This window comes from Fusibacter sp., assembly GCF_057447755.1.
Map to the genome: position 1 here is coordinate 1 of NZ_JBVBZF010000078.1, position 13,413 is coordinate 13,413.

Below are 13,413 nucleotides of genomic sequence, written 5' to 3' on the forward strand. Positions count from 1 at the left end.
AGTATTATACCGGTACCCTTTATTCTGTTTGGGATAAGACCCATCTTTAACTGGCTAAAAAAGGCATCCTTTTTTCGAAAAATTACTGACCATATTGAGTATAAGACCCTGAACAGGAGTCACCGGATTCAAAAATATGGCGCTTGGGGATTATTCTTATTTGTTGCAATTCCACTACCAGGAACTGGGGTATGGACAGGCTCACTGGCTGCAGTACTTTTGGATATAAGGTTTAAATGGGCTTTTCCTGCGATTCTTATCGGAAACTTTGTCGCAGGAATTATCATATTTTCATTGAGTAACGGTGCTATGGCACTCTTTAAGTTTTAAATATAATAGAAACATCGCTTTTATGAAATAAAACCTTAACATCAGAGGGTTTTATTTTTTGTTATAATAACAATATAGTGTAAAGTGTAGACAAATGATAAAATTTGATGAGTTTATGATAAGAAATAAGATATGGAGGCAATTATGAAAAAAGCACTTAGTCTTGTATTAATATTAATGTTAATTGGCATTAGCAATTTTCAACCACTATCATTTGGTGAAAATGAATCCGCAGCAGACCTTTTGTTTAAATATGGCTTCATTGTAGGGGATAATGGCAACCTAATGGTAGATCAAGATTTAACCAGAGCACAAGCATGTGTTTTACTGTCAGAAATGTATGGACAAAAAAACGAAGCTTCAAAGTACATATACATTCAAAATTTTTCAGATGTGACTTCTAAAGACTGGTTTGCGCCTTATGTAACGTTTGCAAAAACAAACAAATGGGTAAGCGGTTATCCTGATGGTACCTTTAAACCTAATAACCCAGTATCTCGACAAGAGTGGAGTGCCATGTTAATGAACGCTCTAAAGTATTCATATACATGGGAAAACGTTATTTTAGATATGAATACAATTGGTATCGATTTTTCGGCTTCTAATGCTTCGGCAGTTAAAAGAGGAGAAGCTTTTGATGGCATGTGGAAAGCACTATTAACACCGCCTCAAGGAGAAGTGACAGCACTAGGCATTAAATTAAATAAATTACCAGAAACCATTTATGGTACTAAGGAGGATGAACCAACGACACCTGATACTACCAAGGGTGGTCTTGAAATCATTAGCTATAGAGCTGTTGGCCTAAATGAGCTTGAGTTTATCTTCAACAAACCTTTATTAAGTAATAATAACCTATTGATAACAAATTTCACAATGAAACAGGACACAAACTTCTTCTTAAGACCCATCAAAATAAATTTAACCGATGATCAAATGGGGTTAAGAGTGATTACAAATGTGCCAATCGTCCAAAATAAAGATATGGAGATTACCATAAAAAATATAGAAGCTGTTGATGGCAACAAGTTAGTTGAGAAAAAGTATACAGCTTTAAAATTTATGGATACCTTATTGCCTCAGATGAAATCAGCAGAAGTAATTGGTGATAATTATATTAAGGTGACATTCAACGAACCTGTTCAAAGTGATGAAGATATTGCGCCAATGATGGATGGTGATACGATTCCTGAACTAAGTATTTCTGATTTTATCATTAATGAAGGTAGAATAAATTTAAACAGCATTACTTTAACAGACAACAACAAAGTTGCAATTATTTTTACAAATACAAAGATTACAACAGATGTTGTTATAACGGCAAAAAATTCAATAAAAGACTTTGCTGGATTCAACCTCTATAGTACTCAAATTACTGCAAAATATGTAAAAGATACAATTGTTCCAAAAGTTGTTGGTTATAGGGTTGTAAATGCAAAGCAAATTGTGGTCATTTGGGATGAAAATATAAAGCCAATCAATCGATATACAAATCAGTATTACCATGATAGCCCGGTAAATACAATTGATCAAAACATTACTGATAGTAAAATTGATGGTAATGAGCTTATTCTAGACTTTTCAAATAAACCTTTGTTACCGGGATCTAACACAATCTATGTTCTAAATGGGTCTATAAGCGACTATTTTGGTAATCAGAATACCACGCAAACAATCATTGTCGAAATGGCGCCAGATAAAGTAAACCCAGTTGTTAGTGGAGAACCGGAGCTAAAGGATGAGAAGACTCTAGTAATTCATTTTTCTGAATCACTTAGAAATCAAGCGAATGAACTCTATGTTAAGTCTAATTATACGGTTAAGGACTCTGATAAAAAAAGTGTTGAAATCTCTCAAGCAATTTATGATTCTAAACAAAACACAATTATGCTATATTTTGCAGATAAGCTTTCAGGAATATATACTCTTAATTTAACCAATTTATATGACTTATCAGGAAATGCACTAGTGGATAATGGACATCAATTTACCGTTAAGGACATGACACTACCAAGCCCAGCAAATTGGTCGGCAAAGGTCTTCTTTACAACAAAAACGGAGCAAGATGTTATCGTATTTTATGACGAACCGATGAATACTTCTGGTAATTATTCAATCCTTGATAAGAATAATTATAAAATTAATGGGACGAGCTTAAGTCAGTTGCCATCCAATGCAGTCAATATTAACTTGATAGATGATCAAACTGTTCAGATAAGTGTTGCGACTTTAGGATATGGTGGTATTAATATTTCTGTTGATAGCACAAACACACCAGACTATTCTGACTTAATTATTGGAAGAGTGGCAGATGCCAATGGGAACATAACAGAAACAGATGAGAATCTCGTAGATTTACAAGAAAAGGCTAATATTAATGTAATTGGCTTCCGATATATTGGAAATGACCAATGTGAAATTTTATTATCTGAGAAGGTTAAAGACATTGACCCTGATGATTTTGAAATTTTTAGAAGTGGTATATACTTTACGATCAACGCCTATTATATAAAATACGATGATGATGGAAACAGTATCGTTACAGTGACGCTTAATCAGCCAATTAACACTTATCAAGGTTATTTTCTAAGAGCCGTGGGACAAAATACAAAAACCGATTTTGGAGAGACTCTTAATCCGTTATCTGGTTATATTCCTTTGACTGAATATATAGGTTCATCACTAGCAAAACTAAATGTAAATGGGAGTTATGTTGATAATGTTTATTATACAGTAGGGACTGGAGTTGTGACTTTGGAGTTCACAAATCCCATTAATTCAAACTCTATCTTTATGTTAAGTTTTGAAATACCAGGGATAAAAATTGATAGAATAAATGCTGCTGGATCATATGTACAAATCTTCGTTGCTCAAGAAGATCGTTCTAAGGTAAAACAGTATATGAATATTGTTCAGAAATATCCTATGAAAGATATTAATGATATTACCATTGAAGGTATCAATACGCGAATAGAATTTATACGATAATCCATTAAGACCACTGATAATGATATTGGTGGTCTTAATTATTAATAGTTTCTTAAAATACGGATAAGAAAAGGTTAATTAATCATAAAAGCTAGTGATAAATAAAATGAAAAGGTTATAATAGACTTATGATAATAAAATCTAGGAGGGCTGTGTAAAAATCATGAAAAAGATAATGAGTACACATAAATTACCTTTAATCATATTTCTGATTGGTGTTCTTTTTTCATCGAGTAGTCTGGCATATGCAGAAGAATCTGCAGTTAATATCACAAATGAAAAACCAATCGAAATTAACTTGGTAGACTTGAGAGAGGCATTTATTAATCAATCAAAAGATGTGAGAGACTTAAAAGATACAATAGATAGCATCGCCGATGCAATTGCCAACTTTGATACCAACTTTAGGTTTGTCGCTTTGGCAGGTGACCGATCATCTGGCATGAAGGATCAGAGAAAAGGCAGTTACTATGAATATGCTTACCCAAATTTTGTACAAATGGAAAATTTGAGAGCTCAACTTGAAAGTCTTGAAATTACAAAGGAAACGGTAGAAACAACTTTAAGTTTCGCCGCAGATCAACTTTTATCACAATATAGCCTTTTGAAAGAGCAAATCGCTATGTATGATCAAATGATCCTAAATACTGAAAAAACATATTCAGCGGTTCAGAAAAAATTTGAACTTGGGTCAATAAGTAAAGTAGATGCTGAAAATGCACGTATTGAACTTGAAAATCTAAAATATAACAGAGAAAAACTTGCTTATCAAGTTGAAAACTTGAAATACAATATCATGTCTTTAGCAGGCTTAGAGGTTGATAAAACATATGTATTTCAATCACCTATTTTCACGGATACAGAGTATGATAATGTAAACTTATCTAAGTATTATAATGCAGCCTCTGAAGTTAGTAAGCTCATTTATAATACGAATCGCCAGATGCAAGCTTTAGAAAATGAGAAGAAGTATACGACTGCATATCGATCATATATTTTGAAATCGGATTTGTTAGATTTTGATAGAAGATACGAAGAAGGCATTCAATCGCAGGAATCTGCTAAGATTGAAGTTTATAAATCCCTTAGAACTTATTTAAGTGAGTTTAACAGAATTTCAGATGAAATCGGTGTTGCAGAGACACAAATTAAATATGATACTAATTTTTTAGACAAGTTATCACAGATGGAAAAATTAGGACAAATTGTCGATACAGATCGTATAAGTTATGAAATCAAAGTATTTCAATCAGAACTCAGTAAAATGAGCTTAGAAAATGAGAAATTTCTGATAGGCCAGAAATTAGAGTTACTCATAAGCTACGGCATTAAGTTATAATTAGGAGGATTCCATGAAAAAGTTTAGTATTGTTATTTTAGCGTTTTTAATGCTGTTTCAAACACTTGTATTTGCAGATGATGAAAATACAACAGCGCCAATTGTGATTAAGTATGACGATGCATTAAATTTAATGCTTGAAAATAATAGAGAATTAGCGAGTATTAACAAGCAAATTGAAATTCAAAAAGAGATTATTGTTGAAGTTAAAAATGAGTCAAGTAGGTTAGACGGATTTATATATGATGATCCTGACAAATCAAATGATAGAGCAACAGCGGTTTATGTGGATCCGGTTATCGCTCAGAATAAATTGAATGCACTTTCTAGAAGCTATGATGATAAGGTGTTCGAACTTAAGCAAACATTAATTGATTATTATACTAACATCGTGACACAAGAAAATCAGATCAAATTATATGAAGATGTAAAAGCAATCTATCAAAAGGAATATGATCAAAAAGCTTTGGAGCTAAAATTAGGCAAGATTACTAACAATGATATATTATCATATCAAGTGAACTTGGATACAGCTCAAAAAGATCTAGACAATAGTTTGAGAGATCGTGAACTTACACAAATGGATTTCAATTATTTAATCAATAATTCACTTGAAATAAAATATTTACCCGATACTTCAAATTTAGAAAAAGTTCTTATTGGAAATTATATTGACTTAAACAATATAAAGCTAGAGACTATTATTGAGAAAAACATTGAAAATGATTCTACACTAGCATCTTACAAAGAGAATATAGAAAAATTTGAACAGCAAAAGCGTGTTGAACATATTTATTCTAGTAGCGTAAGCGCATATAAGAACTATGATCAAAATATAGAAGATAATAATTATGACACAGACAAACAAATTAAGGCCATTAAGTATCAAGTTTATATGGACTACAATACTTTAAAGAGTCTAGTTCTAGATATCAAAATTGCCCAAAATAATTTGACTTTGGCAAAATCGGCAGATGATGTTACTCAAGTTAAGGCTAAGTTGGGAATGGTAACACAGCTTGATGTATTTAAATCACAAAAGGATCTTGTTGCTGCAAAAAATAGTTTAACTGATGCTTTAAATGCATATTATAAAGCTTATCAAGCATTCTTGAGATATTACTAAAAGTAATATTAATTTGAAATGTAATTTCAAAATTTCATAAGTGTATCGTGAAAGTAATGGGGTATGAATTCTTTGAGTTCAAATCTCATTATTTTTTTGCCAATATATGGGCAATATCTTCAAAAAAATATGATAAACTTTAGTAAATGAAATTTAAAAGGAGATTATATGGCTTCAAAAACCTTAAAAGCAAAAAATAAGCATAATAGAGTAAAGGAAAACCACTATACTCAAGTAAGCGTCGGACTGGCGATATTTACAATAGCAATTATCCCTTTATTGGTAAGGGTAATAGAGGTTAATTACCCAATGAACCTATTTTCTTGGTATTCGAGTCAAACCAAGTTCTATGATGTTTTTTCAAAAATTAAGGCAAATGCCATTATTTTTGCAGGTTTGATTGGATTTGTTTTGATGGTCAAGAATGTAAAAAAAGACAGTGAGCATAATATCTTACATTCCAAACCCAATAAACTCATTTTCATTTATTCAATCCTTACGATACTTTCAGCCATATTTTCCGTATACAAGTTCAGTTCATTTAATGGGTATTTAGAAAGGTATGAGAGTGTTTTTGTTTTACTTTCATACTTACTCGTCTGCCTAGTATTTATATCAACTTCTTGGGAAGACAAGCACTTAAAACTTATAATAAATGCCTTTATGATCTCCAATATTTTTTTAAGTATAGTAGGGATTTTTCAGTATTTTGGCATTGATATCGTTTTTAATGAGGTGACAAAGCCCTTAATAACATCCAGTTCACTTAGAAATCTAACTTTTAATTTAGAAAAATCATTTGATTATAAAGCCATCTATCAAACTTTATATCACAGCAATTATGTGGGATTGTACATATCGATGAGCTTCCCTATTTTTATCACCCTATTTTTGAATGAAACAAGTAGGGTTAAAAAGGCTACATATTTTATAACGTCTATACTCATATTAATAAACTTATTGGGCTCTATTTCTAGGGGAGGCATGATTGGTGTTGCACTAGGAGTTCCATTTATACTATATTTAAACTTTAGGGCTCTGGTTAAAAACAAAAAAATTATAGGGGGCGTTTTAATTGTAATTGTGATTTTAGCAACGAGCTTTGAGCTCTATTCTAAGGGCATAATATCATCGAGATTTCATCAATTATTTTCTGAAAATGGAACGTCAAGTGATTTACAAGGGATAGAAATAAATGATAACAGTATAAGCTTCATGATAAAGGATCATATTTTCAGAACTGAAATTTTAAACCATACAAATTCAGGATGGAATATAATTTATTTTTTAGATGACGATGCAATTGCACCGGTGGGCATTAATGATAATGCTCATGCTTTTTTCTCAAATGAAGCTTTAGGTGGATTTGAAGTGTATTTGTATAAAAGTTCAGAAACCATGGACTATGTTGTGATGTTAAACAATGTACCATGGGTTTTTGGTTATGAGAATAATCAATTAAAGTATAAAAATGTATATGGCAAATATACAAATATTGATGAACCTGAAGTTTGGGGATTCTCGAATTCACAGAAGCTTGGATCTGCAAGGGGTTATATTTGGTCAAGATCAATTCCTTTAATAGTTAAAAGACCTATTCTAGGGTATGGACCAGAAACATTTCCCTTTGTTTTTCCACAGAATGACTATGTAGGTAAATACAATGCATATGGAACAACAAATATGCTTGTGGATAAACCCCACAATATGTATATACAAATTGCATTGTCTACAGGGGTGTTTTCACTTTTGACTTTTATGATTTTGAGCATTCAAAATATATACAAAGCATTTTCATTAATAAATCAGACTAAAGACAAGCTTGAGCCTTATTTGGAGTACAAGATGATGTTGATTAAAGGTTTTACTGTTGCGATTTTTTCATATCTAATCTCAGCATTGTTTACAGATTCAAATGTGAATGTTTCTATTGTATTCTGGACAATTCTAGGACTATCATACGCTTTACAAAATCAAGTTAGAAAAGCATATAAATTATAATAACCGCCATTTGGCGGTTTTTTTTGTTTTATAACAAAAACCACCCAATGATCGGGTGGTCTGGCTAAATTTTAAAATTATGATATAATCGTTAAGCTGTTTTTTTGATCTTTTTTTGCATAAATTTTTATGCCTATCATTGTCCAAACAACTGCATAAATCGAAAGTGCGGCAATTTGTGGTAAAACAGAGCCGAATGAGCGATTTTTTATCAAAACCTCTTGAAGGGGTTTGGCATAGTAAATAAGTGGCCAAAAAATCTGAACAATTACTTTTAGTAATGATGGCATTTGTTCAAGTGGCCATACACACCCGCTTGTGACAAACGTTGGCACTGATAACATAAAGGAAATTTGAGCATACTTTACACGGTCTCTTGTTAAGCCGGCAAGTGCAAGTGCAGGGCCAAGTAAAGAAAACATGAAAAGAAGGGTCATCAATAAGGCTATAAACAGATTACCAGTCATTGGGATTCTGAAGACCTTGTGAAGCAATAGGAGGCTCCCTATAAGTGCAGGTGTCATGCCGAGTATACATACAGAGATTGAGGCAAGAACGTTTATTAGGACATTACCCTCTAGGATGTAGTCTCTATCTCTATTCAAAAGGACACTCATGGCAGAGAGTAAAAGTTGTTGAATAAAGACTGCGAAAAAACAAATCATCAAATAATTCATATAAGCCATCTTGGGATCGAACAAAATGCGCTCGCCAACATTATAAACAAGGGCTAAGTGCTCTGCATCATCATTGGTCATGCCCTTAGCAGAGATCAATTTCATCTCTACGCCTGCGGAAATAGTCTGTATGATTGAAGTCGCTTGAGCATATGCATTGCCCGCAACCACGTTATTAGAACCATCAATCATTGCAACTACTTCTGCGGATTTAAACTGATTTACATTACTTTCAAAACGATCCGGTATCCAAATGCACATGGCAATTTTGCCTGAATCAATGAGTGTTTCCATTTCTGATCTGTTCTGGGGAAAGTTTGTCACTTCAAATCGATTGTTATTTTCAAAAAGATTGACCACATATGTGCTTAAATTTGATTGGTCTTCATCTAAAATAGCGATGGGAATGTCATTTACATAATCATTTGAATAAACGCCTCCAAAGAACATTGTTAGAAAAAGGGGACCTATAAAAAGAATGATTAGTAGCCCTTTATATTTAAATATAGACTTGAATTCCCTCTTGAAACTCTGTAGAAATGTCATTTGTGATCTCACTTTCCTTCTTATCTTCTTGTTCGACTGCCGCCATGCTTAAAATACTTTCAGTTACAATTACACCAATGATTGCAAAGGTAAGCAAAAAGATAAGATCTTTATGCATTTGGTGAAGTGGTGCCCCCTTTAAATAGATGTCTCTTAAATTGACGACATAGTGAATGAAGGGAATCATTTTAACAGCACCTTGATAACCGATAGGCATTGCATATAAGGGCCACGTTGTTCCGGCCATAATTGAATTTGGGATGAAGATGATACCACCGCCAATAAGAGCCACCATTCTGTTTTTAATTAAGGCTGATATTAAGACTGCAAAGCTCGAGACTGCAAGCGTATAGGCTAGAGATAAAGCAAATGCATCAAGAAGACTTCCAACAAATGTAACGTCAAAAATGAATTTTTGAATAAAAATGCAGATCATTATGGAAAAACATCCCATGATGCCATAGAAAGCCACTTTACCAAGGGCATAACCATGTCTTAGGCTTTTTTGCTTTTTAAAGATCTCATGATCTATAGATACAGTTGCCATAAGGACAATCGCGCTTTGTACAACACCTACCATGAACACGGGCGTTAAAAAATCTCGAAAGCTCTTTGTGGGATTGTAAATCATTCGGTTTGAAAATCTGAAAGCTTGAGTGATATTAAGGGCATCATCATAGGAGAGATTTAAACGCGATTGAAGATGCGTAATCGTTGCACCTGCTTTATAGGTTAGGAGAATTTCCATAGCCTTGGACTTTGCGACGCTGGTGATGGACATATGTGAGCCGTCATAGACCATGAGGATTGTTGGAGATTTTAATGTTTGAACGTCATTGTAGAATCCTCTTGGAATAACCATCGCAACTCTCACTTTTGAATCTGCCATTAAAGCGGCTAGTGCTTTCTCGCTGTGGGGATAGGCTACAATATCAAATGTTTTGTTATCACCAAACGCTTTAATTAATTGACGACTGAAATTACTATTATCATAATCAATAACGGCCATTGGGATGTCATCTATGATTTCAGATGAAAATGCATTTCCTAGTAAGACAACTGTTAAAATAGGAATGATAAAGAGTACAATCACAAACATCCGCTCTGATTTAAATCGCTTTAATTCCTCGGAGAAGCTTTGAATAGTCATTATTTCACATCCAATTGTTCTTGGGTTGAGGTTTCGTTTTCTGCTGAAACAGTTGCTGACCCTGACTCAGTCGTATCATTTTCAATAGAGTCATCTTCTGTTGAAACTGGGTTTGTTGTCGCAAGGTCAGGTATTTCAAGATTTACAGTAGCCGTCATTCCAGGTCTTAATAGTGCGGATTCGTTATTGAGTTCAATTTTTACCGCATATGAGACTAAATCAAGACTGCCATTTTGGCTTGTAACTTTTTTAACAGCAAAATCAGGCTGCTTATTTATGGTTGAAACGATGCCTTGGATAATTTGATCAGGATATGCAGGTAATGTAACTTCCACTTTTTGTCCTTCACTCACACCAGCAAGTTTAAGCTCATCTAAATCAACCGTAACCCAGCAGGTTTTAAGGTTACTAATCGTTCCAATTGAACTTCCGGTAGAGACGAGCTCGCCAACATCAGAGTTAATAGCAGTTACAGTGCCATCAATGGGAGATTTAACGACTGATTCAGATAGATAAACGTTGATTTCAAGGAGTCCGGCTTTTGCCTGTTCAAGTTTACCTTGCGCTGCAACTAGCCCTGCTTGGGCTTGATTTACCTGTGCCATAGCAATATTGACACCTTCAGAGGCTTGACTTAGAAGTGCATTGCTAGCGACTATACCGGCTTGAGCCATTGACAGTTGAGCCTGAGCAGCAGCTTTATCTTCTACTCGAGCGCCTTCTTTTGCCATGAGAAGGGTTTGTTCATAAATATCTCTTTGTGTTTTAATTTCGTCTAGTTTTTGCTGTGAAATAGCCCCGCCTTCAAATAGAATTAAGGCTCTTTGATAGGTGGTATCCATTAGGTTAAAGGCACTTTCAGCTTGAGCAATCTGTTGTAGTCTCGCACCATTAATAGCTTTGTCATTGGTTGCACTTGCCATATCTCTTTGGCTTATACTTGCCTCAACACCAGCCTTAGCTTGTTCAACGCGCTCTTTTGCAAGTTCATAATTAGCATTTGCCATTTCAACAACTGCTTTGGAAGCTTCAACACCAGCCTCAGCTTGGCTGATTTGAGCCAAGAGCTGGGCTTTTTTAGCTTCAAGCTCATCACTTGTGATCTCCACAATGGGATCGCCGGCCTTGATAGATTGTCCCTCGGTCACGAGAATTTTACCGATTCGTCCAGGAATCTTGGAATTTATGCTTACATCTTGAGCGTTTATTGTGCCTTGGAGTAAGTCTTGTGTTTTATTATCAGATGCTATGGCCATTGAACTAAAAACAGCTGCAATGAAAGCACTGCTTACAACCAAAACGATTGTTATTGCTTTAATATGTTGTTTAAGCCATGCTTTATAAGCATCTTTGCTTTTAAAAATAGTAAGTGATTTTATTTTTTTCATTTGAATCTCCTTTTTGCTTGAATCATTATTTTTCTAAGGAATTTAATAGAGCAGCATCATTATAATACTTAATTTTTGCCATAATATAGTTATATTTTATAGTGGCTACTTTTTCTTCCACTTCTGAAAGTTTCTCCTCTGAGGCGATGAGTTCAACGATTGTACCAGAACTAGATTCTAGATTCAAACTTTGTAATAGAGCGTTATCTGATCCGAATCCTTGGTCATATTTAAGCTTAGCAATCTCAACGACTTCTTTTGCATTTTTTATCAATTCTTCTGTATAAGCTAATGAATCTTTCATCGCCATTAAATTTTCATAGGACTGACAAATATCAGAAGCTGCATTAGACTGTGTAATGTGCAGTTCAAGTTCAGCATTTTCTAATTGTGCTCTAGCTTCTGCTTCCCCGTTAGCATCTCTAAAGTTACCCACTCTGTTATTTAATAGCTGGTAGTTGACCTTCATAATTTCTAATTTACCTAAACTCTTTTGCACATCGATTCGATTAATCATGCCGGATTTTAGGGCGTCTTCAAGTTGAACAATATCGTCAGTATTAATTTCTGGTTCTACTAGCATAAGGTTGCAATCTAAGTTGATGTTCATGTCATTTTTTAATTTGTAAAGTGCGTTCTTGTATTCTGACTGAGCTACCCTTGTAGCAACTTGAGTACTGTTATAATACATTTTGCTAAGTAACATATCCTGCTTGCTTTTCATACCATTTTGATAAGAGAGTGTGACGAGTTCATATTGTTTTTGGCCACGCTCTTCTGCTTTAAGTTTGAGTTCAAGGGTCCTTTGGGCTAAAAGCGCGTCATGATACTCTTTTTGAATGAGCATTGCAATTTGATTTTTATAAATTCTTTTTGCATACCTGGTTACATTAAGGTTAACACCTGCCATGGAGAGCATGAGTTCACCTGCTTCATCTGCATCAAAGACGACATTACTTGTATTTTGAAGTTTCATATCAATACTCTCAGAAACATTGGAGAGTACATTGTCGAATTCTTTCTTTTTTAACTTAAAGGTCTCAGATGCTGAAGCAAGCGCGGTTGCATTTGTATTGATTTGTGCTTGATTGCTATCCAGTTGGCTTTGAATGGTGGCAATTGTTGATACAGCAATGGCATCGGCAACTGCAGGATTAAGTGCTGGTACAGGTAAAGTGCCAAGTGCCGTTCTAATATGAGTCCCAGCTGGAATGACAATGGCGACACCGTTAGAATCAACTAAAGGCGTTACAGGGTCCAACATTAGAGGAATGGACGTTGGTGCAAACCCAGCATTAAGTGCCGCTTGTGCATCATTTAAATCTGCCTGTAGACTGTTTAGGCGATTGCTACTATCGTTCAGTACAGTTTCCGCATCTTCTATTTTCTTTTTTGCATCTTGGAGATCTTTATAATTTTCAACAGTAGAGTTTAATGCAACAGAAGCTAGATCAATTTTCTTCTCGAGTGTTTTTAGAGTTGTATTATGTTCTAATCCATATGCAACCGCTTCTTCACTTGTCAAAGTGATTTCAGAAATATTATCAGTGGGCTTCTCTTTCTCACTTATGATATTTTTATTATCTTCAATAATTTCCTTCGCGGTCATGGTGGGTAAATCATAAGGTGCATCCGGTACTGACTCAGCAAACCCAGGTAAACACGTGCTTAATAACACGGTTACTGCACTGCAGAGGGCTATCTTAGAAAATTTCATCTTAACATCTCCTCATCGAATTTATTCAAATTATTTATTAGCTCTTATCTATAATGCTTTAATTTACCTTCCTATTATGGAAACCAATTGTGGCATCAGTATGGTATGAATGTGAACAATTGTGAACATAAAAAAGCCACCTTTATGATAC

9 protein-coding genes are annotated in these 13,413 nt (G+C 34.2%); 5 read left to right on the plus strand and 4 right to left on the minus strand.

Annotation, left to right across the window (positions count from 1 at the left end):
• The 5 genes from AC220I_RS10865 to AC220I_RS10885 all read left to right on the plus strand — a co-directional run.
• Positions 1-330, plus strand: a 330-nt coding sequence (locus AC220I_RS10865) for a COG2426 family protein (RefSeq protein ID WP_486723852.1), incomplete at its 5' end; no start/stop codon positions are given.
• 144 nt (positions 331-474) lie between these two features.
• Complete coding sequence (locus tag AC220I_RS10870; protein ID WP_486723853.1) at positions 475-3,318, plus strand: S-layer homology domain-containing protein; 2,844 nt, start codon at positions 475-477, stop codon at positions 3,316-3,318.
• A gap of 163 nt (positions 3,319-3,481) precedes the next feature.
• Positions 3,482-4,657 (plus strand): TolC family protein, encoded by a 1,176-nt coding sequence (locus tag AC220I_RS10875; protein ID WP_486723854.1) that lies wholly within the window; start codon positions 3,482-3,484, stop codon positions 4,655-4,657.
• Positions 4,658-4,670: 13 nt separating this feature from the next.
• Entirely contained in the window at positions 4,671-5,783 is a 1,113-nt protein-coding gene (locus tag AC220I_RS10880) for a TolC family protein (protein WP_486723855.1), read from the plus strand.
• 891 nt (positions 5,784-6,674) lie between these two features.
• A complete protein-coding gene (locus AC220I_RS10885) occupies positions 6,675-7,784 on the plus strand; it encodes an O-antigen ligase family protein (protein WP_486723856.1) in 1,110 nt (369 codons plus the stop codon).
• Between the two features lie 77 nt (positions 7,785-7,861).
• Here the strand turns inward: AC220I_RS10885 and AC220I_RS10890 are convergent, their stop codons facing one another.
• Genes AC220I_RS10890 through AC220I_RS10905 form a run of 4 tightly spaced genes read right to left on the minus strand, consistent with a single transcriptional unit; the run spans position 7,862 to position 13,262 of the window.
• The gene (locus AC220I_RS10890; protein ID WP_486723857.1) at positions 7,862-9,007 is read right to left on the minus strand and encodes an ABC transporter permease; all 1,146 of its coding nucleotides are present in this window, start codon (positions 9,005-9,007) and stop codon (positions 7,862-7,864) included.
• Positions 8,961-10,157 carry an ABC transporter permease gene (locus AC220I_RS10895; protein WP_486723858.1) on the minus strand — a complete coding sequence of 399 codons (1,197 nt, stop codon included), beginning with the start codon at positions 10,155-10,157 and terminating at the stop codon, positions 8,961-8,963. The genes AC220I_RS10890 and AC220I_RS10895 overlap by 47 nt, the downstream gene beginning before the upstream one ends.
• Positions 10,157-11,545 (minus strand): HlyD family secretion protein, encoded by a 1,389-nt coding sequence (locus AC220I_RS10900; RefSeq protein WP_486723859.1) that lies wholly within the window; start codon positions 11,543-11,545, stop codon positions 10,157-10,159. Before AC220I_RS10900 ends, AC220I_RS10895 begins: the two co-directional genes overlap by 1 nt.
• Before the next feature lie 25 nt (positions 11,546-11,570).
• Positions 11,571-13,262, minus strand: coding sequence for a TolC family protein (locus AC220I_RS10905; RefSeq protein ID WP_486723860.1), 1,692 nt, complete (start codon positions 13,260-13,262; stop codon positions 11,571-11,573).
• Between the last annotated feature and the right edge of the window lie 151 nt (positions 13,263-13,413).

Coding starts and splice junctions, on each gene's coding strand:
- AC220I_RS10870 (WP_486723853.1), top strand. CDS start 475: ATGAAAAAAGCACTTAGTCTTGTATTAATATTAATGTTAATTGGCATT.
- AC220I_RS10875 (WP_486723854.1), top strand. CDS start 3,482: ATGAAAAAGATAATGAGTACACATAAATTACCTTTAATCATATTTCTG.
- AC220I_RS10880 (WP_486723855.1), top strand. CDS start 4,671: ATGAAAAAGTTTAGTATTGTTATTTTAGCGTTTTTAATGCTGTTTCAA.
- AC220I_RS10890 (WP_486723857.1), bottom strand. CDS start 9,007: ATGACATTTCTACAGAGTTTCAAGAGGGAATTCAAGTCTATATTTAAA.
- AC220I_RS10895 (WP_486723858.1), bottom strand. CDS start 10,157: ATGACTATTCAAAGCTTCTCCGAGGAATTAAAGCGATTTAAATCAGAG.
- AC220I_RS10900 (WP_486723859.1), bottom strand. CDS start 11,545: ATGAAAAAAATAAAATCACTTACTATTTTTAAAAGCAAAGATGCTTAT.
- AC220I_RS10905 (WP_486723860.1), bottom strand. CDS start 13,262: ATGAAATTTTCTAAGATAGCCCTCTGCAGTGCAGTAACCGTGTTATTA.